Raw genomic sequence first — 25,416 nt, 5'->3', positions numbered from 1 at the left:
TCTCGCGCCACGGGCGTTCCTTCTGCACGCATCGCGACGGAACCGCCCGGTAATGACCGATTTTTGCGCGGTTCTGATCACCCAGGGTGGGTGCACAGGAAGGCGTGTCGCGGAAGGGGGCCGGTCTCGGCGGCGGCGTGCAGGACGGTGCCGGCCGGGGCCTGCCGGTCGAGGGCGGGCCGGACGACGCGTCCGGCGTCGGTGCGGTGGACGGCCGCCCAGCGGTTGGTGCCGTCGCCGACGTGGGCGGAGACGCCCTGGGCGCGGGCGGTGGCCACGAGCGCGGCCAGGAACCCGTGATCGCCGGTGCCGTGGACGGTGGGGGCGGCAAGGCCGGAGGCGCCCGGCCCCCTTCGGAAGGGGTCCGGGCGCCTCCGGGTGGGGGCGGGCGGCTCAGCCGCCGGTCGTCGAGGCGCCGGCCACGGTGCCTTCCGCCGGGCGCGGCAGCGTCAGCACCGCCAGCAGACCGAGGACCGCGACCGCGGCGAAGAAGTAGAAGCCCCAGGGGTGGCCGATGCCGGCGGTGACCAGGGCGCCGGTGATCGACGGGCCGATGATCGAGCCCATCCGGCCGATGCCGGACGCCGAGCCGAGGGCGGTGCCGCGGATGGAGGCCGGGTAGTAGTGCGTGACGTAGGCGTAGACGAGGACCTGGGCCGAGAAGACGAACACGCCGGTGAAGAAGACGACGGTGTTGAGCAGCAGGTCGCTGTCCATCTTGACGCTCAGGCACGCCAGCATCAGCACCGCCGCCCCGAACCAGGCGAGGGTGGTGCCCTTGATGCCGCGCCGGTCGGCGACGAACCCGCCGATGACCAGACCGACGACACCGCCGAGGTTGAGCACGAGGAGCTGGGTGACGGCCGTGGGCACGGGGTAGCCGGCGTCGTTCATGAGCTTGGGCAGCCAGGTGTTGAGGCCGTAGACCAGCAGCAGCCCCATGAAGGAGGCGACCCAGATGCCGATGCCCGCACGGAGGTAGGCGGGCTTCAGCAGCTCCGTGAACGGCACACGCCGGTCGCCGGTCACCTGCTTGGCCTGCACGAACGCCTCCGACTCCGGCAGGCGGAACCACTGGATGGCGGCGACGACGAAGCCCACCACGCCCAGGATGTAGAAGAGGATCTGCCAGTTGTCGGTCACCTGCAGGGCCAGCAGCGAGGTGATGACCGCACCGGTGTGGTAGCCGGTCATGGTGAGCGTGCTGGCCCGGGCCCGTCGGGCGGCCGGCATGTGCTCGGCCATCATCGTGAGGGACACCGGCATACAGGCGCCCAGGCCGAGGCCGGCGACGAGACGCAGCAGGGCGAACATCGCGACGGAGTCGGCCAGCGGCACCAGGATCGTGAACAGCGAGAACACGACCACCGAGCCGATGAGCAGCAGACGCCGGCCCAGCCGGTCGGCGAGCGGGCCCACCAGGACCGCTCCGACGGCGACGCCCACGAGCGACAGTGTCGCGATGGTCGTCGCGTCACCGGCGGTCATGCCGAGGTGGTGGGTCTTGAGCAGCGTCGGGATGATGGCGCCGAGGACGACGAGGTCGTAGCCCTCGAGCAGGACGGTGATCCAGCACAGGATCACCGTCCAGGCGTTGCGGCCGGCTCTGCCGGTCTGGACGGAGGTGGCGGACGAGGTGGTGGAGGCCATGACGGCATTCCCCCCAAGGGCGGCTGCGGAGGACGGGGTGTGCGGCTGACGGACGCGCGGGTTCCGCGGCCGGAAGGACGGCGGAACCCGGCGTACCGCCGGGGTGACGGCTCGCGGGGGAGCGAGCTGCGGCGGACCGCCGTGGTGACCGCTCGCGGGGAAGCGAGCGCCGGCGGGCCGCAGGGGTGACGGCTCACGGGGGAGCCGGTTCCGGCGGGCCGTGAACACCACGGCCCGCGCGGGAGCTGAGCGGGTTCAGAACGGGTAGTCGGCGATGTCCGGGCGGACCGTCACCCACTGGGTCTCGGTGAAGGCCTCGACGTTGGCGGCGGCGCCGCCGAACCGGGATCCGGTCCCGGACGCCTTGACTCCGCCGAACGGCGCGTTGGGCTCGTCGCCCACGGTCTGCTCGTTGATGTGGATCTTGCCCGAGTCGATCAGGTCGGCGAGCTTCATCGCTGTACCGACGTCGCCGAGGATACCCACGGACAGACCGTACTCGCAGTCGTCGACGATCCGCGCGGCCTCCTCCACCGTCGAGAAGCCGATGACGGGCGCCACGGGACCGAAGATCTCCTCACGCCACGCGGGCATGTCGGTGGTGAGCCCGCTCAGGACGGTGGCCCGGTACCCGTTGCCGACGATCTCGCCGCCCGCGACGAGGGTCGCGCCCGCCGCGACGCTGTCGGTGACGATGCCGTGCACCCGCTCCAGCTGGCGCCGGTCGATGATCGGGCCGAGCGCCACGTCCTCACGGGCGGGGTCGCCCACCGGCAGCGCCCCGGCCTTCGCGGCGAGCGCCGCGGTGTACTCCTCCAGCAGCGACTCGTGCACGATGTGGCGGCCGGTCGTCATGCAGATCTGCCCCTGGTGCAGATAGGAGCCGAACGCGCCCGCGGAGGCCGCCCTGGCGACGTCCGCGCCGGGCAGCACCACGAGGGCGTTGTTGCCGCCCAGCTCCAGGTGGGCCCGCTTCAGCAGCCGGCCGGCCTGCTCGCCGATGGCCCGCCCGACGGGGGTCGAGCCGGTGAACGACACGACCCGCACCTCGGGCGCCTCGACGACGGCCCGGCCGACCGCGCCGTCGCCGGGCAGCAGGTGCAGGACGCCCGGCGGCAGCCCGGCCTCCTCGAAGATCCGCGCGATGACGACACCGCCGCTCACCGCGGTGCGCGGATCGGGCTTCAGCAGCACGGCGTTGCCGAGCGCGAGCGCCGGCGCCACCGAGCGCAGGCCGAGGATGAGGGGGAAGTTGAACGGCGCGATCACGCTGACGACGCCGGCCGGGCGGCGGCGGGCGAAGGACCAGCGGGCCTGCTCCGAGGTGAGCACCTCGCCCTGCGGGTGCGTGGGCAGGGCGGCGCACTCGAAGCACTCACCCACCGCGAGCCCCACCTCGAACTCCGCCTTGGACCGCACCGAGCCGGCTTCCCGCACCAGCCATTCCCCGACCTCGGCGGCGTACCGCGTGAACAGCTCGCCCGCGCGGCGCAGCACGGCGGCCCGCCGCTGCGGGGACGTCGCCGCCCAGTCCCGCTGGGCCTCGGCGGCGCGGGCGGCGGCGCGGCCCGCGTCCTCGGCCGTGGCCAGGCCCACGGTGGCGAGCTGGTCCCCGGTCGCCGGCTCGACGACCGGATGCGTGTGGGCGGCGTCCTGCCAGCCGTCGCTGAAGAACCTCTTGCCCCAGACGGCGCTGTCCAGGAGTGTCATCGGTGTGCCTTTCCTCATGTTCCGGAAGGTCGGCCCGCAGGCCGGTCCGGAGGTGGTTCCGGAGGTCGGTCGGGAGGTCGGTCAGGAGGGGGTGGTGAGAGCCGTGTCGACCTGCACCAGCCGCGGACCGTCCGGCCGCTCGGCCAGTACGGCGCGCAGTTCCTCCACGTCACCGGCGTGCCGGGCGCTGACTCCGTAGCCCTCCGCTATGCGCGTGAAGTCCATCCCCGGGATGTCCATGCCGGGCGCGTCCGGCACCCCGAGCAGATCGCCGAACCAGCGCAGCGCGCCGTACGTCCCGTTGCGCAGCAGCACGATCGTCACGGGCACCCGGTGCTGCGCGGCCGTCCACAGGGCGGTGATGCCGTAGTTGGCCGAGCCGTCCCCGATGACGCCCACGACCGGCCGGTCGGGCCGGGCCAGGGCGACGCCGACCGCGCCGGGCAGGCCGAAGCCGAGCCCGCCGGCCGCCGGGAAATAGTAGGAGCCGGGCCGGCGCAGGTCCATCTGCCGCCACCACGCGGCGTTCGTGGAGGTGGACTCGACGACGTAGGCGGTGTCCTCGGGCAGTTCGTCGCGCAGCGCGGCGAAGACCTGCTCGGGGTGGAGCAGCGGACCCTCGGCGCCGGGCGGCTCGGGCACCGGCCGGTACGCCGCCGGCGGCGCGGCGGGCGCGTCCAGGGCCTTCACCAGCAGCTCGATGACGGCGCCGGGGTCGGCGACCAGCGCCTCGCCCATCGGCGCCCGCGCCACGGCGGAGGCGTCGTCGGTCACCTGGATCAGCCGGGTGCCCTCGGGCAGGTACCGGCCGGGCAGGTACTCGTGGTAGCGGAACACCGGCGCCCCGAGGACGAGGACGAGGTCGTGCCCCTCGAACGCCTTCGCCACCGGCGCGATCCCCGCCGGCAGCACCCCCCGGAACTGCGGATGCCGGTTGGGGAAGGGCAGGCGGAACAGCGAGGGCGCCGCCCACACCGGGCATTCCAGCCGCTCGGCCAGGCTCACGGCGTCGTCGAACAGCCCGGCCGAGTCGATGTCGCCGCCCAGGACGAGCGCGGGCCGGCGGGCGGCGCGGACCTGCTCGACGAGCGCGTCGGCCTCGTCCCCGCCGGGCGCGGAGCACCGCCGCACCTGCCTCTCCAGCACGGCCAGGCTGTTGTCGCCGGCGTCGGCGGCCCAGTCGTCGTACGGCACGGACAGGAACGTGGGCCGCCGCTGGAGGCGTGCCTCGAAGACGGCCTGCGCGAGCGCGCGCGGCACGTCCTGGGCACACGCCGGCTCCGCGGCCCAGCCGACGAGCGGCTTCATCAGCGCGGGCGCGTCGACGATGGACAGGTGGGACTCCGGGCCGATGGCCGACCGCACCTGCTGACCGGCCACGATCACCAGCGGCGTCCGGGAGACCACGGCGTTCGTCAGCGTGCCCATCGCGTTGCCGGAGCCGGAGGCGGCGTGCAGGTTGACCAGCACCGGGCGGCCGGTGGCCTGGGCGTAACCGTCCGCCATGCCGACCACTGCGCCCTCGTGCAGACCGAGGACGTACCGGAAGGCGTCGGGGAGCTCGGCGAGAAAGGGCAGCTCGTTGGAGCCGGGGTTGCCGAACACGGTGGTGAGGCCCTGACGCTGCAGGAACGCGTGGGAGACATGACGTACGGAGGGCAACGGACCTTCCTTTCCGCGAGTGACCCGGGACACGCTAGGCAGCGCCGCGAGAGGGGCGCCAATAGATGTTGTGAACCCGCGATATAGACTCCGTCGATATGAGGAACTTCGACCTCAACCTGGCCCGCGTCTTCGTCCTGCTGTACGAGACGGGCAGCGTCACGGCCACCGCCGACACCCTCCACGTCACCCAGCCCACCGTCAGCTACAGCCTGGCCAAGCTGCGCCGGCACTTCGGCGACGAGCTGTTCCGGCGTACCGGGCGCGGACTGACCCCGACCGCGGGCGCCCGCCGGCTCTACGAGCCGTTGCAGCGCGCCCTGGGCGACATCGACGCGACGATCCGCCAGGCCGACGACTTCGATCCCATGACCATGTCGGGGCGGTTCACGCTCGCCCTCTCGGACCTCGGCGAGACGACCCTGCTGCCGCGGCTGCTGGCCGAGGCCCGCGAGCGCGCGCCCCGGGTGTCGTTCGCGGTCCGCCCGTTCGACGTCGACGAGGCCGAGAGCCAGCTGCGGCGCGGCGAACTGGACGCGTTCGTGGCCACCCCGGTGCTGACCTCGCACCGGACGGTGCGCATCCCGCTCTTCCAGGAGCGTTACGTCGCCCTGGTCGCCTCCGACCACCCCCGGATCCGGGGCCGCTCGGTCACGGCGGAACAACTCGCGGCGGAACGGCACGCGACCGTCTACGGTCCCAGCGGACACGTCCTGCCACGCGCGGTGCTGGCCTCGCACGGGCTGCTCGACCGCGTCGTCGTCGACGCCACCCGCTTCTCGACGCTGCCCTACGTGCTGGAGCAGACCGACCTGATCGCGATCGTCCCGGAGTACGTGGCGGAGGTCTTCACCGCCTCCCACCGCGTGCGCCTGGTCCGGCTGCCCTTCGAGACCGAGCCGATCGAGGTGGCCCTCTACGCCCGGCACGAGTCCTCGCGCAGTTCCTCGCAGCGGTGGCTGGTCCGCTTCATGGCCGAGGTGCTGGGCGAACTCGTGAGCCCGTCCCAACTGCCGCCCGCCAGCGCCCCCGACGGCGCGGTCCACCTGCCCGGACCCGAACCGGCGGCTCCCGGCCGGGACACCGACGAGGCCGGCGAAGGGGAGGGGGCCGGGCCGGCGGTGCCACGGGACTGAACCCGCCGCGCACCAGGGTCACCCGCCGCGTACCACGGTCACCTTCAACGCGTACTACGGTCACCTACCGCGCACCGCGGTCACCCCGCCGCGCACCGCGGTCACCCCGTCGGCACACCGGTCGGTGAGTCGTCCCCTTCGCGGTTCTGCCGCATCGCGGGCAGTCCGTCGTGCCGGGCGCCCGTGACGCCGGGACCACCGGCGGCCGGCGTCAGGACGAGGACCTCGTCCTCGGCGCCCCACGCGCGCCGTTCGGACTTGCCGGGGCACAGCCGCAGGTCGTCGTCACGGTGTGCGGTGTGCGGGCGGTGGGCGCGGTAGCCGATCGCGTACTCGCCGCGTTCGAGGGCGGCGGCGACGACGGTCGCGAACGACGTCTCACGGCCCGGCGGCACGTAGTGTCCGGCCGGGCGCAGGGCGAGCCCGCCGTCCCGGCCGGCGAACAGCGCCTCGAACACCGCCGTGAGCGCCGGGTTGTGGGAGATCTGGGTCATCAGCAGTGCGGTGAGCTCGCCCCGGACGATCGCGTCGGACGCCGGCCCGAGCGGGGCCAGCGCCCGGCTGCGGGGGTCGCTCAGTTCCGCCACGACCGGCAGCGCCCGGCCCGCCTCCTCCTCCAACGACCGCAGGACCAGCAGGGTCAGCAGGGTACGGTCGTCGGGCCGTTCGGGGCCCGTGCCCGCGTCCGGCGCCGGCACGAGGACACTGTCGTAGCCGAACACGTCGAGGGCGCGCAGGGTTTCGGGACTGACCGGGTCGCCGGGGTGGTGCGTGACCGTGAGCGGCCCGGTGTCCGCGGGACCGGCGGGCGGCGCCGGTACGGGCCCGGCGTCCGCCGCGCCGACCACCTCGAGGACCGATCCGGGCCGGGCGGTCCGGCGCAGGATCTCGACGACCAGCGGCGCGCGCCGGTTCCAGCCGAGCATCAGGGTGCGCGAGGGCCCGTCGGGGCGCGGTCCCGGCGACGCCACGGCCGCCGGGTCGACGTGCTCACGGCAGTCGGTGGGCACCTCGGCCGTGTCGTCGTGGGCGACGACGACCAGCCGCTCCCCGCTGCCGAGGACGGTGTCCGGCGGCGGGCCGAGCAGGGGGCGGCCGTCGGCCCGCAGCAGTCCCACGACACAGGCCGCCTCGAAGCGCAGCGCGACCTCCGCCATGGACAGTCCGGCCGGCTCCGGGGCGTCGACCAGGTGGAACTCGGCCCCGTCGAAGTCCAGGAGGTCACGCAGCGCCGCCGACAGCCCGGGCCGCCGGGCCGACTGCACCAGCATCCGAGCCGTGGTCAGCTCGGTCTCCAGCACCGTGCCCCGCGGACCGGCGGCCAGCCGCGCGGCCGGCAGATAGCGTTCGTCCCGCACGGCGGCCACCACCGGCGGCCCGTCCTCCGCGCCGCCGTGCAGCGCCCGCAGCGCCAGCAGGACGCGTACGACCTCCACATCGGCGTCGGCGCGCTCCGACGGCAGCACCAGCACCGACCCCGCCGCGGCCGGGGTGACCAGCCCGAGGGCCTCGGGGTCCGTCAGCGCACCGGTGCGGCAGACCAGGCGGGCGCTGCCGGCGACACCCAGCGCGGCGGCGAGCGCCGCCTCCATCTCGGCCGTGTCCCGGTCGGCGAGCACGGCGACCACGCCCCGCCCCCGGTCGGCGCGCGCGGCCATCAGCTCACCGACCACCGTGAACACCTGGTCCGACCAGCCGAGGACGACGGCGTGCTCCCGCTCCAGCACCGTGGAGCGCCCCCGCCGCAGCTCGGCCAGCCGGTCGCCGAGCCCCGTGGTGACCACGCCCACCAGCGTCGACACACACAGCAGGGCGATCAGCCCGAGCACCGCGGAGAGCAGCATGCGCAGCGGCGCGCCGGTCACCCCGCCCAGGCGGAGGGTCTCCGCGCTGGTGCGCCACACGGCCGTGAGCCGGCCGGACAGCGACGGGGGCGCGTCGGGGTCGGTCCACACCAGCAGGGTGCTGAGGGGGACGACGACCGACAGACAGCACACGGCCAGCCAGCCGAGCAGTGTGCCCGTACTGCGCGCCAGTGTCCTGTCGAACAGGTAACGGGATCGGTCCCGTAACGAACTCGGCCGCTGCCGTCCTGTCACACACGCCTCCCGACACCCGTCTCACGGTTCACGGGTCGAAGCGTGCTGATCCCGGGCCCGCGACACGCCGTGGCACCGGGTCATTCATCCTTTCGGGCCGCCACGGTCGGGACCGGACCCTCAGCCGGACTGCCCCTGCTCCTGCTCCTGCTCCTGTCCCTGGCCCTGGCCCTGCTCCGGCCCCTGTTCCTGTCCCTGCTCCGAGCCCTGTCCCCGCTCCGGCTCCTGCTTGTGTCCGGCGGCCGGTTCGGGCGCGTCGGGGGAGGTGTAGAAGACGGAAGTCCCCTGCTTGCTGCGGTGGGCCAGGTTCTTGGCGACCAGCCCTTCGAGGGTGCTGCGCACCACGGTCGTCTTGATGCCGCGCTCGGGGTACCGCTTGTCCAGCCACTGGGCGATCTCGGCCGCGGAGCGGGGCTCACCCTGGTCGGCCAGGTGCTCGCGGACCAGGGAGACCAGCGAAGGCTTGGCCGGCTCGGCGGCCGCCGTACGGGCCTTGCTCGCAGGGGTCTCGGTCGTCCCGGCTGCCGTACGGGCCTTGCTCGCAGGGGTCTCGGTCGTCCGGGCTGCCGTCGTAGGGGCCGCGGTGGTCCGGGCCGCGGTGGTCCGGGCCGCGGTCGTGCGGGCCGCCGTGGTCCGGGCCTCAGTTGTGCGGGACGCCTTCTTCGCGCCGTTCTGCTTGCGGGCCGGCGGGGCGGACTTCCCGGTCTTCTTCCGCTGGGCGGCGCCCGCCGCGGCCTGCTTCCTCCCGCGGGGCGCGGGTACCCCGGCGACCGGTTCCGGCGCGACCGCCGCCGGTTCCACCGCGGTTGCCTCAGCCGGTGTCACGGCGGGCTCGACGCCGAGAGCCTGCTGGACGTTGAGCAGCACGGAACGGTCCTGTTCCAGCGCCGCCAACTGGCCCTGGAGCACGGTGATCTCACCGGCGACGCGTTCCTGCTCCTTGAGGTTGCGCTCCAGGTCCCCGGCCACCTGGGCGGCGTACTGGGAAGTCACCCCGTTCGATGCGGTCGTGACGTCGGACATGATCCTCACACTCCTTCATGGGCCCACGGACGACGGGTCGGAACCCCGTGCCCCGTGCGGAATCCGTCGCGCACCCTTTCCACAGGTGCCGCGGCTCGCGGCAGTTGCTGCTGCACGCCGTGTCGTACCGATACTACGGATGAGCGGGGCGGATGTTCTCCCGAACGGCAGCCCGGACTCGCCCCGGCGCGCCGCGTCACCACGGGAAGGAGCGTTTCGCCGCGCATCAGTTCGTAGGCGTGTGTGCGGGGACCGATGTCACCGGAGTCGATCGCGGCGCCGTTCAGGCCCACTTCTGGTGGCGGCTCCCGTTGCAGGGCGCCGCGCGCAGGCCTTCGTTGCTGTCGTCGAGGCAGTGCCCGGTGTCGGTGTTCTCGAGGACGACGGCCTCGTCGTCCCACCGCGGCAAGTATTTCACCCCGGCCGGCTGCCAGACGGCCGGCCAGCAGGGCATCGAGCGCGGCCACTGGGACCGCTACCAGTGCGCCCAGGGGGCGTTCTGGTTGTGGAACCTGTGGACCAACCGCTGAACACCTGACACCTGCCGACGGTCCCGTCCGACGGGCGTCACCGACGGGCGCGTGGTGGGGAAGTGCGCGGTACGGCCGTAGCACCGGGCGGCACGGTCGCTCCTGCCCACCGCGCACGGCAGGCCTTCTCCTGAGTCCGACGGCCGGGTACCACTGCGACGGTCCCGGCCGTCGGGCCGCTTCCGCCGCCACGCGGGCCGGCCCGGTGCGGCCGGCGCCGGGGCGCGCACGGCCCCGCGGGGCGCAGACCGTATGCCGCCGGGGGCGGGCCGGCCCCGCGGGGCACAGACCGTACGCCGCCGGGGGCGGGCGGGGCCGGCCCCGCGCTCCGCCGCCGTCGCCCCCCGACCCCTGCCGCGTAGGCTGACGCCGTGCGCACCGTGGAACTGCTGCCCGACGCCACCACCGAGCTGCGCGTCCGGGAGATGTGGCGCGGGATCGCCGCCGCCGGACTGCCCAGCCTCGCCGATCACCCGCACCCGACCAACCGGCCGCATCTGACCCTGGCGACCTGCGACGACCTCGATCACCCCGCCAGGGCGGCGCTGGCGGCGACCCTCGACGGCCTGCCCGCCCCGCTCCGGCTCGACGGGCTGCTGCGTTTCCCCGGGCGCACCCGGGTCCTGGCCTGGCGGGTCGACCCGGACGCGGGACTCACGCGGCTGCACCGGCAGGTGTGGGACGTGCTCGGCGCCCACGCCACCGGCCGCCTCAACCCCCTGCACGCCCCGGGACGCTGGGTCCCGCACCTGACCCTGGGCCGGTCGTCCCGGGCCTCGGCGTGGTGGCCCGACCATCTCCTGCCGGCCGCTCTGTCCGCCCCCTGGGACGGCACGCTCACCCACGCCCGCAGCTACGACTCCGTGACCCGCACCGTCGAACACCTCGGGGGCGGCGCCGAACCCTGACGGACGCCCACCGCCCACCAGTCCGCCGCCCGCAGGCTGCTGAACAGGCTGCTGAATCGTTCAGGCAGTGGGGGTGTCGGGACGGATGGTGAAGACCCGGTCGAGCCCCACGATGGCCAGGATGCGCAGGGTGTTGGAGGGGACGGCGGCCAGGACGAGGTCGGCTCCGGCGGCCAGGGCGTGCTGGCGGGCGGCGAGGAGCGCGGTGATGCCGCTGGAGTCGCAGAACTCCAGCTCGGTCAGGTCGACGACCAGGTGTTGCCCCGGATGCAGGGTGAGGCGTTCGACGCGCTGCCGCAGTGCGGGGGCGTGGGTGTAGTCGAGGTCGCCGGCGATGTGCACGACGGGTCCGGTGGCGGCGTTTCGGTCGGTGATACTCAGGGGGCTCATCAGCCGGTCTTCGTTGCCGGGCGGGGGTGCGGACGAGCGGCGGGTACGCCGAGGGCCAGCAGGGCGGTGTCGTCGTCGAGTCCGTCGCCGAAGCCGTCCAGCAGCCCCGTCAGTGCGGTGATCGTTTCGTGGGCGGTGGAGGGGGCGTGGGCGGTGGCGAAGGCGTGCAACGCGTCCTCGCCGTACAGACTGTCACGCGAAGGGCCGGTGCGCGCCTCGGTGAGGCCGTCGGTGTAGAGCAGGAGGGTGTCGCCCGGCGCGAGGGTGGTCTCGGCGGTGGTGAACGGGGCGTCGGGCAGGACGCCGACGAGCATGCCGCCGGGCGTGGGCAGGTACTCGGCGCTCCCGTCGGCCCGCAGCACCAGGGCCGGGGGATGTCCGCCGGACGCGAGGCGGACGACGGGGTGGCCGGAGCCGGTGTGGACGATGCCGAAGACGGCGGTGCAGTAGCGGGGATCGCCGCCGGCGGTGTACCGCTCGTGCAGGACGGCGTTCAGGGTGGCCAGCGCGGTGGCCGGCTCGGGGTCGTGGAGCGCGGCGGCACGCAGGGTGTAGCGGGTCAGGGAGGTCAGCGCCGCCGCCTGGGGCCCCTTGCCGCACACGTCCCCGAGGAAGAACCCCCAGCGGGTGCCGTCGATGGGGAACAGGTCGTAGAAGTCGCCGCCCAGCCGGTCGACGGAGGCGGTGTGGTAGTAGACGGCCGTCTCCAGCCCGGGTACCGCCGGCAGCGACGTGGGCAGCAGCGACTGCTGCAGCACGGCCAGGGCGTCGGCCAGCCTGGCCCGGTCGGCCTCGGCCTGCCGGCGCGCCTCCTCCGCCTCGGCCCGCGCCTCCTCCGCCTCGGCCCGCGCCTGCTCGGCCTCCTGCTTGCGACGCAGGAGCTCCTCCTCGTACGTACGCCGGTCGGACGCGTCGAAGACGGTGGTGCGGATGAGCAGCGGCTCGCCCTCGACGCCGTGCTTGACGGTGGAGGAGATCAGCACCGGCAGCCTGCGTCCGTCGCTGCTCCTCATCTCCAGGGCGATGCCGCTGATCTCGCCGCGCATCCGCAGCAGCGGCGCGAAGTGCGTCTCGTGGTACAGCTTGCCGCCGACGGTGAGCAGGTCGGCGAAGCGCAGCCGGCCCACCACGGCCGCGCGCTCCATGCCGAGCCAGCCCAGCAGCGTCGCGTTGATCTTGGCGATGGTGCCGTCCATCAGGGTGGACAGGTATCCGCAGGGAGCCGACTCGTACAGTTCCTCGGCACTGTCCTCCAGCAGCGCGGTGAACACCGCGTCGGTGCCGGCCCTGTCCCCGGTCCCGGACGGATCGGGGTTCGAGTCCGTGCGGCACATCACTTCAGCGACTCCAGGAAGTCCAGGATCGCTTCCGCGGTGGCCTCCGGCGCGCTCAGCTGGGGGCAGTGGCCGGTGGCGTCGAGGGTGACCAGGCGGGAGGAGGGGATCGCGGCGTGCACGAACGCGCCGACCTCGCGGGGAGCGATCACGTCGTGGAGGCACTCCAGCACCAGCGTCGGCACCCGTACGTCCTTGAGGTCCTCGCGGCTGTCGGACAGGAACGTGGTGCGGGCGAAGACCCGGGCGATGTCGGGGTCGGTCGCGCAGAAGCTGTTGGTCAGCTCCTGGCCCAGCTCGGGCCGCTCCGGATTGCCCATGATGACCGGGGCCATAGCGGACGACCAGCCGAGGTAGTTCGACTCCAGTGACGCCAGCAACTCGTCGATGTCGTCCGCGGTGAAGCCGCCGCGGTAGCCGTCGTCGTCGATGTAGCACGGGGAGGGAGCCACCATCACCAACGCACCGATCCGCCGGGGCGCCGCCTGCGCCGCCAGTACGCCGGCCATGGCGCTGACCGAGTGCCCCACGAACACCGCCCGCTCGACCCCCAGCTCGTCGCAGACCTCCACCACGTCCTGGGCGTAGCCGTCCAGGGACGAGTAGCGCTCGGTGCTCCAGGCGGACAGGTCCGAACCACCGGAGCCGACGTAGTCGAAGAGCACCAGCCGGTAGCGGTCGGCCAGGGCGGGGACGATCAGACGCCACATGTTCTGGTCGCACCCGAAGCCGTGGGCCAGGACGACCGTCGGCCCGTCCGGACGGCCGGTCACCGTGACATTGTTCCTGCGCCGCATATCCATATCGGCCATCCTCCCATCCGCGACGGATCACCCGTACGGCGCTCACCCCGCCCTCGCGCCGGTGCCCCGGCAGCTCACCTGAGCGGGGGCCACCATGAAGAGGACCAGGAGGTCGGCGACCTCCAGGATGAGCAGCGCCATGAGCAGCAGGGTGAGGGCGGCGTTGAACCACATCCGCCGGTCGGCCTTGACCCGCCCGCCGGCCACCTTCGAGCAACTGGACGTCGACCGCGGACTCGTGCGCTACCGGCTGCGCGTCCCCGGCCCCCGTCCGGCGCTGCCCCTCACCCTCCCCGGGGCCCGGGACCTGGTGCGGCTGTACGTCGACGGCGTCCGCACGGAGCCGGGCACCCCCGTCGCCGGCCCCGCCGACGTCGAGGTGTGGGTGGAGTCGCTCGGCCGCGTCAACTACGGACCCCGCCTGGGCGAGCCCAAGGGGCTGACCGGCGGCGTCCTCCACGAGCGGCAGTACCTGCACGGCGTACACGCCCGCGGCCTGCGGCTGGACGCCTTCGACGACGCCGAGGCCGTCGCCGCCCTGCCGTCCCGGACACCGGAGGGCGTGGAACCCGGCCTGTACCGGGGTGCCGTCGACGTCCCAGGCCCCGGTGACGCGTCCCTGGAACTGCCCGGCTGGGGACGCGGGTTCGTCTGGGTCAACGGCTTCTGCCTGGGACGCTACTGGTCCGAGGGCCCGCAGCACTCCCTGTACGTTCCCGGGCCCGTACTGCGCCGGGGCCGCAACGAGGTGTGGGTGCTGGAGACGGAGCGGGCGGGGGGTGGCACCGTGCGGCTGACGTGACACGGGCCGGGGAGGCGATCGCGCCCGGGACGGCTGCCAGGTACGTACCCCGGCCCAGGGCGCGCCCCCCTCCGCGGCGGAACCCCCCGCGCGGGCCGCCGCACAGGCCCGGACGGCCGCCGTCACCTTCTCCGACGAGTTCGACGGGCCCGCCGGCTCGGGCGTGGACGGTGCCAGATGGCAGGTCGAGACCGGCGACAACGTCAACAACCATGAACGGCAGTACCGCACGGCCGGCACCGCCAACGCCGCACTGGACGGCCAGGGCCATCTGGTCATCACCGCCCGCCGGGAGAACCCGGGCAACCACCAGTGCTGGTACGGCCGGTGCGAGTACACCTCCGCCCGGCTGAACACGGCCGGCAGGTTCACCACGACGTACGGCCGGGTCGAGGCGCGGATGAAGATCCCGCGCGGGCAGGGCATGTGGCCCGCGTTCTGGATGCTGGGCAACGACATCGGCCAGGTCGGCTGGCCCGCCTCGGGCGAGATCGACGTCATGGAGAACGTGGGCTTCGAGCCGTCCACCGTCCACGGGACCCTGCACGGCCCCGGCTACTCGGGCTCCGGCGGCATCGGCGGCGGACGGAACCCCCGTCCAGCTGTGGGACTGCAGCGGCAGCGCGGCCCAGCAGTGGGCCGTCCCCGCGGCCCGCGACATCGTCAACCCGCAGGCGGACAAGTGCCTGGACGCCACGGGCAACAGCTCCGCCAACGGCACCCGCCTGCAGATCTGGACCTGCACGGGAGCGGCCAACCAGAAGTGGACGGTGACCGGGTGACCACGGGTTCCCGCGTCGACCGTCAGTGACCGGCGCGGGCCGGGGCCGACCGCCCCGGCCCACGCCGCACACGCGGTTCCGGCCGCTCCGCGCGGGGCTGCCGCCGGTACTCCCCGCGGGACCGTTTCCGCGGACTCCTCACTCCTCGACCCCGTCGCTCCTTGACCGCGTGGTCACCGAGCTGGTTCGATCATGCACATGATGGACAGGCCTCGGATTCTCACGCGACGACGTCACGTCGATCTCGCGCGGACGTCCGGCGCCCTCTGTCGTCGTTCGCAGGGCTGACCCGGCGGGCCGCCGTTCCCGGCGCCTGAACCGGCTGAACCGCCGTATCTCCGCGGCGGATCCCCCGCGCTTTCCCGCGCCGTCGAACGGTCCGGCCGACGCCTCTCTCTCCTGACCCTCGACGCGCTTCCTCACCAGGCGCGGGCATCGCATCGCTCTGCCGTCACCCGATGAACCTGCACGACCTGCATGGCCGTGCATGACCTGCATGACCTGCACGACCTGCATGGCCGTGCCCTGCCCTGCCCTGCTCTGCCCTGTCCTGCCCTGCCCTGCCGTCTCCGACGGCGCTCCCTCAAGGGCCCTCCCTCCCCGCAACGGAAGGACTCCGTCCGCGTCATGTCTCTTTCCCCCGCCCACCGCCGCACGCTCCGCAGACCACTGATCACCGGGCTGATCTCCGCGTTCCTGGCCGTGGCCGCCACCGCACCGGCCGGCGCCGCGTCCACGGGCGGTGTGTACACCCCGGTTCCCCCGCACAACCCGTACGCCGGTCCGGACGGCACGGCCACGATGCACGGGGACACCGGCTCCTCGGACACCACTCCGCTGCCCGGTCCCGGCGCCGGAACCCTGGCGTCGAACCGGGTGGCCCTCGCCTCCGCCTGCCCCACCGTGCTGGTCGGCGCGGACGGCTACCCGGTCATTCTGTGCACCCCGATCTTCGGCCAGGTCCCCACGGTGCATCTGCTCGACCCCGACGACGGATCCTCCCTCACCTCGCTCCAGCTCACCAAGGGATCGCTGCTGGGCGGCGTCTACGCCTACCTCGACAACGAGGACCGGCTCGTCGTCGCGGACGGCAGCCGCAGCCTGCTGCGCGTGGCCCACCACCGGAACACCGACGGTGACTGGGAGCTGTCGGTCGACCGGAGTCTCTCCCTGGCCTCCGTCATCCCCGAGGGCGACGCGGTGACCGGCCTGTCACCGGACTGGCAGGGCCGCGTCTGGTTCGCCACCGGCGGCGGCGTGGTCGGCGTGGCGGACGACCGCACGGGCACGGTCCGCTCCCTGACCCTGCCCGCGGGCGAACGGGTCGCCAACAGCATCTCCACCGCCCCCGAGGGCACCGCCGTCACCACGACGCACGCCACCTACCTGCTGTCGGCGGGAGCCGACGGCACGCCCGAGATCCTGTGGCGCCAGGCGTACGACCGCGGCCAGGCCCGCAAGCCCGGGCTGCTGAGCTGGGGCAGCGGCTCGACGCCCACGTTCCTCGGACCGAAGACGGGCACCGAGTACGTCGCCATCGTGGACAACGCCGACACCACCGTCCACCTCAAGGTCTACCGCACCGCCACCGGCGCGGAGGTCTGCTCGGTGCCGGTCCTCCAGGCCGCGGGCGGCCCCGGAAGCGAGAACTCGCCGATCGGAGCGGGCCGCAGCGTCTTCGTCGCCGGCACCTACGGCTATCCGTACCCGGCGGTGCCCGAAGGGGCCGGCGACGCCGTACCGTCCTCGGCGGACTTCGCCGGAGGCCTGACCCGGGTGGACATACGCGCCGACGGGACCGGCTGCACCCAGGTCTGGGACAACACCCTGCGGTCGGCCGCCGTACCGAAGCTGTCCACGGCCGACGGCACGCTGCACACCGTGCTGCGGGACCCGCTGATCCCCGGCACGAAGGGGACGAGCCTGCTGGATCCCTACCGCTACGCCCAGATCGACCCCGAGACCGGCCTCGTCACCCGCTCCGTACGCGTCGGTGTCGGTTCCCTGTACGACACGCTCCAGATGGCCGGCACCGTCGCCCCGGACGGCTCCTACCTCCAGGGCACGGTGACCGGCGTCCTGCGGATCACCGCCGGGTGAACCCCGGGCGCGTCGGCCCGCCTCGGCGCGGGCCGGCCGCCGGCGTGTGCGGTGCGCGCCCGCCCCGCACCACCGGCCGCGCGCGGTCCGGTGGTCAGGGCCGCGGGGCGGCGGGCTTGATGTTCTGGTTGGCGTGGAACAGGTTGTGCGGGTCGTACGTCCGCTTGACCTGCGCGAGCCGGTCGTAGTGGTCGCGGTAGGTGGCGCGGACCCGTCCCTGCTGCTCGTCCTGCCCCATGAAGTTCACGTAGGTGCCGCCCATGGAGTGGGGGTGCATCTCCTCCCAGTAGTCGACGCACCATTCCCTGATGGTCCCGGCGTTCGCCGGATCGGGGTCGACCCCGGCGAACACGCCGGACCAGACCGCGTCCCGGTAACTCCACGCGGTGTCCTCCGCGCCCACCCGGTGGGCGGCCGCGTCGACCGGGTACAGGTGCATCAGCGACAGGGGAGTGGGGAGGGCTTCGCCGTACTTCAGGTGCACGTCCACGGCGGCGTCCGGTACGCGGTCGAACAAGTCCCCGCGCCAGTACCACTGGTACCCGGTGGGGATCAGCTCGTCGAACATGCTCTGCAGCGCGTCGTAGGGCATCGGCGCCGTGAAGTGGAAGGCGGGCGGCGCCGGATCGCCCACGACCCGCAGCACGTCCTCGGTGCGGTCCGGGTCACCGGTGTGACACCACACGACACCGCACACCTTCTGGCCGTGGAGTTCCTCGGGGAACGGCGGGCCGGGCGGAACGGAGAGCAGCGCGAAGAAGCCGTAGACGTCCTCGGAGGCCTGCGGCAGGAAGTCGCGGTACCAGCTCAGCACCTCGCGGGTGCGGTCGACCGGCCACACGGTGATCCCGACCCCGACGGTGTCCACCGGGTGCAGGCGGTAGGTGAAGGAGGTCACGACGCCGAAGTTCCCGCCGCCGCCGCGCAGGGCCCAGAACAGGTCCGGGTGCTCGGTCTCGCTCGCGGTGACGAAGCTGCCGTCGGCCAGCACGACGTCCGCCGCGAGCAGGTTGTCGATCGTCAGGCCGTACTTGCGGGTGAGGTAGCCGTGCCCGCCGCCCAGGGTCAGGCCGCCGACGCCCGTCATGGACACGATGCCCGTGGGGGTCGCGAGTCCGAAACCGTGCGTGGCGTGGTCGAGGTCGCTCAGCCGGCTGCCGCCGCCCACCTGGGCGGTCCTCGCGTCGGGATCGACGCGTACCCAGCGCATCGGCGTGAGGTCGACGGTGACACCGCCGTCCACGAGGCAGAGACCGGGACCGCTGTGCCCGCCGCCCCGGACGGCGAGTTCGAGGCCGTTGTCGCGGATGAAGCCGACCGCCTCCCTGACGTCCGCCGCGTCCGCGCACCGGACGAAAGCGGCCGGACGTTTGTCGATCATCGCGTTGTAGACCTGGCGTGCCGGGCCGTACCCGGGGCTCTGCGGGCCCACGACCGGTCCCCGCAACGAGGTCTGCATCGCGTCCAAGACGGCACTGTCCATGACGATCTCCTCGAGGAGGCACGGATGTCTCGCCCCCGGTACCGGCCTTCTGCGCGGGGCCGCTTCGATCGTCGGTCGCCCGGATCGTCGGTCGCCCGGACAGTCGGTCGCCGGGACCGTGGGTTGCCCGGATCACCGGTGGCCCGGTCTCCCGCCGGTCCCCTCACCAGGGCGCCCGGCAGTGCGAGTTGTCGCCGGCGCCGTGCCGTCGAACGCCGCAAGGCCGACCTGTCCAGCGTCCCGCGGACCACCGCGCCGTGCAATTCCTGCCGCCTCCACCCGGCCCCGGCCGGCGCACAGCCCGGTCCAGCGCACAGCCCAGGTCCGGCGCCCAGCCCGGGCCGTCCGCCCGCAGGACCGTACCGTTCAGAGGGCTTCCGCTTCGCCCGTCCGGCGCGACAGCGCCTGGCGCACGGACCACACGACGGCCACCAGCGGTACGGCCACCACCGCGCCGACGACCCCCGCCGCGACCGCCCCGCCGACGACCGACAGGGCGACCACCACCGGGTGCAGCCGGACGGCCCAGCTCATCACGATCGGGTGCAGGAGATGCCCCTCGACCTGTCCGATGACGACGATCAGGACCACGACCGACGCGGCGGTGAGCGCTCCCTTCGACGCCAGCGCGACGACGGCGGCGACCGCGAGGGCGATCGGCGAGCCGATCAACGGGACGAAGGCGGCGAAGAACTCCAGGAGCGCCAGCGGCACGGCGAGCGGCACGCCCAGGAGGGACAGGGCGATGCCCACCAGGACCGCGTTGGTCGCGGCCACCAGCAGGATGCCGTGCGTGTAGCCGGTGAAGGTCCGCCAGGCAGCCCCGCCCGCCACCCTGACCCGACTCCGTGCCGCCGCGGGAAGCTCATGGCAGAACCACCGCCACTGCCGGTCGCCGGAGTGCGTGAAGAAGACCGAGCAGAACAGGGCGAGGGCCAGCACGGTCAGGACCTCGACGAGCCGGCTCGCGCCGCTGAGCGCCGTACTGATGACGGTGGAGCGGTGGCTCGACAGCAGCTTGCCGACCCGGGACTGCAGGTCGTCGAGGGCTCCCGGGCCGAGCCGGAACGGCGGGCCCTCCAGCCGGCGCTCGATCCGGTCGATCCCGGACACGAACTCCCGCTCCAGTCCCGCCCGCTGCCCCGCGACGGTCTCGCCCACCAGGGCCAGCACCCCGAGCACGAGAACGATGCCCCCGATGAGCGCGACGGCGACCGCGAGCGGCCGGGGCACGACACGGGCGAGGAGATCGGCCACGGGCAGGAGCACAGCCGTGACGACCAGACCGAGGAAGACGGCGACGGCGATGCGGTGGAACTGCCCCAGCACGGAGAAGGCGGCCTGGACGACCACACCGACGGCGAGGATCCGCCAGGCGTACGCGGCGGCGATCCGCAGCAGGCCCGGCACCCGCGTCTCCGCGCCGCTCATGCGGCCGAGCGGCGACGCGGCCGGAACGAGGCGGGGGGACGGTGTCCGGACATCCCCATGCTCGTACCACCCGCCGCCCGCCACCTCCCGCGGTACGCCCGGGATTCGCCCGAAGGCACGACCGGACACCATGACCGCCCGGGGAACCCTCACCGCCGTCGCCGGTGCTCCGAGGCCGGGCGCGGGATGCCGATTCTTCGAGCGCGGCACGGCGAGACACGTCACCGTGAGGGGTAAAAGGTATGTATGGTGCGATTGCCTCGGTGGCTGCGGGCTTCGACCGGTGTTCCGGATGCGCACGAGCCCCCACCTGCCGCGCGCGCCCCGCGCGGTCAGCGGCGCGGTCGGCGCGGTCTGAGCCCGCTGCTGAGCGTGCGCAGCGTCGTCGGCCAGATGTTCGTGCTCCAGATGGCGATGGTGCTGCTGCTGGCCGCCGTGGCCGTCGTCCTGCTGGTGCTGACGGTCCACCGCCAGGCCATCCGCGCCGCGACCGATCGTTCCTTCGCCGTCGCCGAGACGATCGCCCGGACCCCGAGCGTCGTGGCGGCCCTGGAATCCCCGGACCCGACGGCGGAGCTGCAACCACGGGCCGAAGCGATCAGGAAAGCCGCAGGCCTCGACTTCGTCGTCGTCGTGAGCAGGGACGGAATCACCTACACGTCGCCCGATCCGGAGAACATCGGTACGCGCATCCCCTACCGCGACGACCACGAGGCGCTGCGGACCGGGCGTGCGGTCACGGGGCGCAACGACAGCGCCGACGGCACCGCGGTCCGTACGTTCCAGCCCATCCAGGACAGCGACGGCACGGTGATCGGCGGGGTCGCCGTGGGTATCACGGTGGCGACCGTCAACGCCGAGGCCATGCGGCAGCTGCCGGTCCTGCTGGGCGTCACGGCCGCCGCCGTGGCCGTCAGCACGATCGGCGCGGTACTGGTCGCCAGACGCCTGCTGCGCCAGACCCATGGCCTCGGCCCGGCCGAGATCACCCGCATGTACGAGCACCACGACGCGGTCCTGCACGCCGCGCGCGAGGGCGTCGTCATCGTCGACGCCGACCGCCGTCTGCTGCTGGCCAACGAGGAGGCACAGCGGCTGCTCGAACTGGACGCGGACGCGCAGGGCCGGCGGATGGACGAGCTGGGGCTCGCGCCGCAGACCGCCGAGCTGCTGGCCTCGGGGCGCGAGGCCACCGACGAGGTGCATCTGGCCGGTGGCCGGGTGCTGGCGGTGAACCAGCGGCCCCTGGCCCGCTACGGGGGGCCGTCGGGCAGCGTGGCGACCCTGCGGGACTGGACCGAGCTGAGAGTGCTGTCCGACCGGGCGGAGGCGGCCCGGGAGCGCCTGAAGGTGCTCTACGACGCGAGTATCCGCATCGGCACCACCCTGGACGTGACCCGGACGGCCGAGGAACTGGCCGAGGTGGCGGTGCCGCGGTTCACCGACTACGTCACCGTCGACCTCGCCGAGCCGGTGCTGCGCGGCGACGAGCCGACCGGACGGGAGGAGGTGCTGCGCCGTGTCGCCGCCGCCGGGATCCGCGGGGACGCTCCGTTCGTCCGGGTGGGCCAGAGCGTCACCTTCGTGCCGCCGGACTCGCGGGCGGGCGGCCTGGCCGCCGTGCGCGCCGTGATCGATCCGGACCTGCGCGCCGTTCCCGGATTCGTCCCGGGGTACGTCCCCGGGTTCCGGGTCCAGGATCCCGAACGTGCCCGGCGCATCGTCGACCACGGGATCCACTCGCTCATCACGGTCCCGTTGCGGGCCCGCGGCGTGGTCCTGGGCGTGGCCGGCTTCTGGCGCTCGTCGAAGCCCGAGCCGTTCGAGAACGACGACCTGGCCCTGGCCGAGGAGATGGCCACGCGGGCCGCGGTGGCCATCGACAACGCCCGCCGCTACACCCGCGAGCACACCATGGCCGTGACGTTGCAGCGCAGCCTGCTGCCCCGGTCCCTGTCCGCGCCCAGTGCCCTGGACGTCGCCCACCGCTATCTGCCCGCCGAGTCCGGCGAGGTGGGCGGCGACTGGTTCGACATCATCCCGCTGCCCGGAGCGCGCGTGGCCCTGGTGGTCGGGGACGTCGTCGGCCACGGTCTGCACGCCGCGGCCACCATGGGCCGGCTGCGGACCGCCGTGCACAACTTCTCCTCCCTCGACCTGGCCCCCGGCGAGCTCCTGGCCCACCTGGACGAGCTCGTCACCCGGATCGACGCGGACGAGGCCGACGGCTACGGCGGCACCGCCGGCGGCGACACGGGTGACAGGGGCGACGGGGACGGCGGCGGCGACGACGGCCGGGCCGTCACCGGAGCCACCTGCCTGTACGTCATCTACGATCCCGCCTCCGGCCTGGCCACCATGGCGCGGGCCGGACATCCGGGACCGGCCCTGGTCCACCCCGACGGCACCGTGGACTTCCTCCCCGTGCCCGTCTCCCCGCCCTTGGGCGTGGGGGGCACGGAACCTTTCGACGCGGCCGAGCTGCGACTGGCCGAGGGAAGCCGGCTGGTGCTGTACACCGACGGGCTCGTCGAGGAACGCGGCCGCGACATCGACGTGGGCCTCGGTCTCCTGCGGGACGCGCTGGCCGGTCACCCGGGGCGGGACCCGGAGGAGACCTGCCGGGCCGTCTTCGACGCCCTGCTGCCCACCGCCCCCCGGGACGACGTCGCCCTGCTGGTGGCCCGGACCCGCCTGCTGGAACCGGACAGGATCGCCCGCTGGGAGATCCCGTCCGACCCCGCGGCGGTGGCGCCGGTGCGCGCCGCCTGCGGACGGCGGCTGGCGGCCTGGGGTCTGGAACACCTCGGCTTCGCCACCGAGCTGATCCTCTCCGAACTGGCCACCAACGCCGTCCGCTACGGCTCCCCGCCCATCACCGTCCGCCTGCTGTACGACCGGTCCCTGATCTGCGAGGTGTCCGACGGCAGCAGCACCTCACCGCACCTGCGGCGGGCTGCCGCCACCGACGAGGGGGGCCGTGGACTGTTCCTCGTGGCCCGGTTCGCACAGCGCTGGGGCACCCGCTACACCGCGCACGGCAAGGTGATCTGGACCGAGCAGGCACTGTACGACGAGGGCGCCGCGGAACCCGGCGACGACCTGACCGACGTCCTGCTCGACCAGTGGGGCGACGACACCATGTGACCGGGGCGGGCCCCACCGGCCGTGCGCGAGCCCTACCGTACGGCGGTGAGGGTCGCGTAGACCACGACGTTGCCCTGGTACCCGGCGCGCTCGACGTAACCGCCACCGCAGGTGATCACCCGTAGTTCGGGCCGGCCGGAACCGCCGTACACCTTCTCGTCCGGGAAGCTCTCCTTGGCGTAGACCTCCACCGCGTCGACGGTGAACACGGCCGTGCGCCGGTCCGCCCGGGGGATCTCGATCGTGTTGCCCTTGGTGAGCGCGCCGAGGCCGTAGAAGACGCCGGGCCTGCCGGTGGGCAGGTCCACGTGGCCCGTGGTGACCGCCGTGCCGGCGGAGCCGGGCGCTGTGCCCCCGCCGTACCAGCCGGCGAGGCCGGGGTCGTCGGCGGGCGGGGGCCGCAGTGCCCCCGATGCGTCGAGGCCCAGCTTCGTCAGGGGGGCGTCCACGCCGATGGCGGGGATCCGGAGCCGGAGCGGTCGCGCGGGGGGCAGCGGCCGGACGCCGGAGTGCGCTGCCCGCGCCGTGCCGCCGGGCGTGGGGGCCGCCGTGGCGGAGAACGCCTGGCCCACGGACGGCTGCGGCGGCTGCTCGTCGCGCAACGCGCTGGTCACCAGCACGGCGCCCGCCACCAGGGTCCAGGTCAGGACCTTGACCGACGGGACGAACGACGTCGACGGCGACGGCGTCGCCGACGTCGAGGACGGCGCGGACGCGCCGGTGTCCCGCGCCGGTGGCACTGCTTCGGCGTCGTGTGCCCGAGGCGGGGGCGGGGAGGACGGCGGAGGGGGCGGGTTCGGGGTAGGGCGACGCGGCCCCCGGGGCGAAGACGGTACCGGGGGCCGGCGCGCTGGAACGCGGGCGGTCAGGTGCGGCTTCCGTTCGAGCGGTGCCGTACCCGCACCAGCCACCCGGCCGCGGCCGCGGCGACCAGCGCCCCGCCCAGGGCGAGCTGCGGGCCGGTGTCCGCGGAGTCGCCGAAACCGGCCTCGACGGCGCCGCGGGGCCGTCGCTCCGTGAGCTCGTAGGTGTCCGTGATCCTGGTCCGCGGCGGGCACTTCACGGTCACGGTGTCGGTGCCGGGCGAGGCCTCTTCCGGCACCGTGAACTCGCCGGTCAGCACCCCCTTGCCCTCCTCCCCGTAGAGGTGGAACGGTCCCGCCACCTCAGACTCGCCCTTGCCGTACGTCACGTCGTCGCCGCAGGCGTTGGTGCTGACGGTGACCGTGGAGCCGGCGGAGCCCGCCCGGGGGCGGATGTCGAGACCCGAGTCGTCGGTGGCGGCGGCGGCCGGAGCCTGCAGGGCCAGGGCACCGAGCACCAGGCCGATACCCACGCCAACATGTGCGCTTCTCAAGATTCCTCCCATAACGCGGCGTCCAGCCGGTCTGCGCGACGCCCCTGTTCTACGCCACTTATGAGGCAATCGACCCCCCGTCACCACCGCAACATGGCGCATCGGCGCACGAGTCACCCGGGCAGGCGTAACGGTTGCTGCAAATCGAGCATCGGCGCAGGTCACTGCCGCGAAATCCGCGGCCGTCGAGGAATCCTCGGAGGTCGGCGAACAGCGTAACCAGCTAGCTTGGCAGTGTCATGTCAATTCGGGGCGGCCTGTCGAGGCGGCGACTTGCAGTTTGTGCAATGTTTGCGGGCTCTGCAAGAATGCGGTCGTGACCTCCCCGCCCCCCTCCTCCCGTGACGCCGTCTCCACGACGCCCTCCGCCGCACCGGAAGGGCTGCGGGCTCGCCGGCGGCGGGAGACGGCGCAGGCGATCCATGCCGCCGCCGTGCGGCTCGTGGAGCGTGACGGGCTGGCGCACGTGACCGTCGACATGATCAGCGCCGAGGCCGGGATCTCCCCGCGGACCTTCTTCAACTACTTCCCCACCAAGGAGTCCGCCCTCTCCGTCGGCCCCCCGCCGCTCACCGACGAGCAGCGGCTCCGGATCGCCGAGGGGGACCCGCGGCCGCGCCGCGTCCTGGAGGACCTGGTGGACGTCCTCATCCACCAGCTGGACGAGGACTCCCCGCCCCCGGGCGGACGCCGGCACTTCCGGGCGATGGTCCGCATCGCCACCGCGCATCCCGAACTGGCCGCCGTCCTGCACGCCCGGTTCGACGCCTTCGAGAGCGAACTGACCGGTGTCGTGGCCCACCGCCTCGGCGTCCCCGCGGCGGATCCCCTGCCCGCCCTGCTGACCGGCCTCGCCCTGTCCGTCGTCCGCGTCGGCCTCCAGCAGTGGTCCACCGCCGAGGAGGAGCCCGCGGAGCGCGACGGCACCCACGGCACGCCCACCCGGGCGGAGCGGCGCGACACCGGCGAGCCGGGGGACTCCTCGCCGGCCGCGGAACTCCGACACGCCGCCGCCCTGCTCCGCACGGTCCTGTCCGACCAGCCCGAGTGAGGGACGCGGATCCCGGCC

Annotated in this window: 20 protein-coding genes and 2 pseudogenes; 9 read left to right on the top strand and 13 right to left on the bottom strand. The window is 73.7% G+C overall.

Going from position 1 to position 25,416, the window contains the following annotated elements; all coding sequences use genetic code 11:
- Positions 1 to 77: 77 nt before the first annotated feature.
- The 4 genes from ACFV9M_RS16910 to mdlC all read right to left on the bottom strand — a co-directional run bounded on the left by ACFV9M_RS16910 (position 78) and on the right by mdlC (position 5,022).
- Positions 78 to 278, bottom strand: coding sequence for a hypothetical protein (locus ACFV9M_RS16910; RefSeq protein ID WP_385063323.1), 201 nt, complete (start codon positions 276 to 278; stop codon positions 78 to 80).
- A 115-nt stretch (positions 279 to 393) separates the two neighbouring features.
- On the bottom strand, positions 394 to 1,650 hold the full coding sequence (locus tag ACFV9M_RS16905) for an MFS transporter (protein WP_385063321.1): 1,257 nt from the start codon (positions 1,648 to 1,650) through the stop codon (positions 394 to 396).
- A gap of 255 nt (positions 1,651 to 1,905) precedes the next feature.
- On the bottom strand, positions 1,906 to 3,360 hold the full coding sequence (locus tag ACFV9M_RS16900) for a benzaldehyde dehydrogenase (protein ID WP_385063319.1): 1,455 nt from the start codon (positions 3,358 to 3,360) through the stop codon (positions 1,906 to 1,908).
- 81 nt (positions 3,361 to 3,441) lie between these two features.
- The gene (gene mdlC / locus ACFV9M_RS16895; protein WP_385063318.1) at positions 3,442 to 5,022 is read right to left on the bottom strand and encodes a benzoylformate decarboxylase; all 1,581 of its coding nucleotides are present in this window, start codon (positions 5,020 to 5,022) and stop codon (positions 3,442 to 3,444) included.
- A gap of 98 nt (positions 5,023 to 5,120) precedes the next feature.
- Here mdlC and ACFV9M_RS16890 point away from each other — a divergent pair, with 98 nt between their 5' ends.
- On the top strand, positions 5,121 to 6,158 hold the full coding sequence (locus tag ACFV9M_RS16890; RefSeq protein ID WP_385063316.1) for a LysR substrate-binding domain-containing protein: 1,038 nt from the start codon (positions 5,121 to 5,123) through the stop codon (positions 6,156 to 6,158).
- A 101-nt stretch (positions 6,159 to 6,259) separates the two neighbouring features.
- Here the strand turns inward: ACFV9M_RS16890 and ACFV9M_RS16885 are convergent, their stop codons facing one another.
- Both ACFV9M_RS16885 and ACFV9M_RS16880 read right to left on the bottom strand, forming a co-directional pair.
- Positions 6,260 to 8,257 (bottom strand): NAD-binding lipoprotein, encoded by a 1,998-nt coding sequence (locus ACFV9M_RS16885; RefSeq protein ID WP_385063314.1) that lies wholly within the window; start codon positions 8,255 to 8,257, stop codon positions 6,260 to 6,262.
- A gap of 120 nt (positions 8,258 to 8,377) precedes the next feature.
- Complete coding sequence (locus tag ACFV9M_RS16880) at positions 8,378 to 9,280, bottom strand: hypothetical protein (protein WP_385063313.1); 903 nt, start codon at positions 9,278 to 9,280, stop codon at positions 8,378 to 8,380.
- 362 nt (positions 9,281 to 9,642) lie between these two features.
- Here ACFV9M_RS16880 and ACFV9M_RS16875 point away from each other — a divergent pair, with 362 nt between their 5' ends.
- Positions 9,643 to 9,810 (top strand): hypothetical protein, encoded by a 168-nt coding sequence (locus ACFV9M_RS16875; protein WP_385063311.1) that lies wholly within the window; start codon positions 9,643 to 9,645, stop codon positions 9,808 to 9,810.
- A 371-nt stretch (positions 9,811 to 10,181) separates the two neighbouring features.
- Positions 10,182 to 10,718, top strand: a complete 537-nt coding sequence (locus ACFV9M_RS16870) for a 2'-5' RNA ligase family protein (protein WP_385063309.1) — start codon at positions 10,182 to 10,184, stop codon at positions 10,716 to 10,718.
- 60 nt (positions 10,719 to 10,778) lie between these two features.
- Here ACFV9M_RS16870 and ACFV9M_RS16865 read toward each other — a convergent pair whose 3' ends face one another.
- From ACFV9M_RS16865 to ACFV9M_RS16855, 3 genes are read right to left on the bottom strand one after another with little or no spacing between them, the layout of a single operon-like run.
- A complete protein-coding gene (locus tag ACFV9M_RS16865; RefSeq protein WP_385063308.1) occupies positions 10,779 to 11,108 on the bottom strand; it encodes an STAS domain-containing protein in 330 nt (109 codons plus the stop codon).
- A complete protein-coding gene (locus ACFV9M_RS16860) occupies positions 11,108 to 12,442 on the bottom strand; it encodes a PP2C family protein-serine/threonine phosphatase (protein ID WP_385063306.1) in 1,335 nt (444 codons plus the stop codon). The genes ACFV9M_RS16865 and ACFV9M_RS16860 overlap by 1 nt, the downstream gene beginning before the upstream one ends.
- On the bottom strand, positions 12,442 to 13,245 hold the full coding sequence (locus ACFV9M_RS16855) for an alpha/beta fold hydrolase (RefSeq protein WP_385063424.1): 804 nt from the start codon (positions 13,243 to 13,245) through the stop codon (positions 12,442 to 12,444). The genes ACFV9M_RS16860 and ACFV9M_RS16855 overlap by 1 nt, the downstream gene beginning before the upstream one ends.
- A 199-nt stretch (positions 13,246 to 13,444) precedes the next feature.
- Between ACFV9M_RS16855 and ACFV9M_RS16850 the strand changes: the two are divergent.
- From ACFV9M_RS16850 to ACFV9M_RS16835, 4 genes and pseudogenes are all read left to right on the top strand, one after another.
- Positions 13,445 to 14,047, top strand: a pseudogene (locus tag ACFV9M_RS16850) (beta-galactosidase); the annotation flags it as partial.
- Positions 14,048 to 14,105: 58 nt separating this feature from the next.
- Positions 14,106 to 14,829, top strand: a pseudogene (locus tag ACFV9M_RS16845) (RICIN domain-containing protein); the annotation flags it as partial.
- A gap of 192 nt (positions 14,830 to 15,021) precedes the next feature.
- On the top strand, positions 15,022 to 15,117 hold the full coding sequence (locus ACFV9M_RS16840; protein WP_385063305.1) for a putative leader peptide: 96 nt from the start codon (positions 15,022 to 15,024) through the stop codon (positions 15,115 to 15,117).
- A gap of 339 nt (positions 15,118 to 15,456) precedes the next feature.
- Positions 15,457 to 16,929, top strand: a complete 1,473-nt coding sequence (locus ACFV9M_RS16835) for a hypothetical protein (RefSeq protein WP_385063304.1) — start codon at positions 15,457 to 15,459, stop codon at positions 16,927 to 16,929.
- Positions 16,930 to 17,023: 94 nt separating this feature from the next.
- Here ACFV9M_RS16835 and ACFV9M_RS16830 read toward each other — a convergent pair whose 3' ends face one another.
- Positions 17,024 to 18,412, bottom strand: coding sequence for an FAD-binding oxidoreductase (locus ACFV9M_RS16830; RefSeq protein ID WP_385063303.1), 1,389 nt, complete (start codon positions 18,410 to 18,412; stop codon positions 17,024 to 17,026).
- Positions 18,413 to 18,778: 366 nt separating this feature from the next.
- On the bottom strand, positions 18,779 to 19,843 hold the full coding sequence (locus ACFV9M_RS16825; RefSeq protein ID WP_385063301.1) for an AI-2E family transporter: 1,065 nt from the start codon (positions 19,841 to 19,843) through the stop codon (positions 18,779 to 18,781).
- A gap of 246 nt (positions 19,844 to 20,089) precedes the next feature.
- On the opposite strand from ACFV9M_RS16825, the gene ACFV9M_RS16820 reads away from it, so the two are divergent.
- Positions 20,090 to 22,990 carry a SpoIIE family protein phosphatase gene (locus ACFV9M_RS16820; protein WP_385063299.1) on the top strand — a complete coding sequence of 967 codons (2,901 nt, stop codon included), beginning with the start codon at positions 20,090 to 20,092 and terminating at the stop codon, positions 22,988 to 22,990.
- Between the two features lie 32 nt (positions 22,991 to 23,022).
- On the opposite strand, the gene ACFV9M_RS16815 is transcribed toward ACFV9M_RS16820, so the two are convergent.
- A complete protein-coding gene (locus tag ACFV9M_RS16815) occupies positions 23,023 to 23,637 on the bottom strand; it encodes a class F sortase (RefSeq protein WP_385063422.1) in 615 nt (204 codons plus the stop codon).
- A gap of 218 nt (positions 23,638 to 23,855) precedes the next feature.
- The gene (locus ACFV9M_RS16810; protein WP_385063298.1) at positions 23,856 to 24,326 is read right to left on the bottom strand and encodes a sortase; all 471 of its coding nucleotides are present in this window, start codon (positions 24,324 to 24,326) and stop codon (positions 23,856 to 23,858) included.
- Positions 24,327 to 24,663: 337 nt separating this feature from the next.
- Here ACFV9M_RS16810 and ACFV9M_RS16805 point away from each other — a divergent pair, with 337 nt between their 5' ends.
- Positions 24,664 to 25,398 (top strand): TetR/AcrR family transcriptional regulator, encoded by a 735-nt coding sequence (locus ACFV9M_RS16805; protein WP_385063296.1) that lies wholly within the window; start codon positions 24,664 to 24,666, stop codon positions 25,396 to 25,398.
- Positions 25,399 to 25,416: the final 18 nt, after the last annotated feature.

Source organism: Streptomyces sp. NPDC059895 (genome assembly GCF_042731035.1).
Classification (GTDB): Bacteria; Actinomycetota; Actinomycetes; order Streptomycetales; family Streptomycetaceae; genus Streptomyces.
This window is presented reverse-complemented; position numbering and strand designations above follow the sequence as displayed.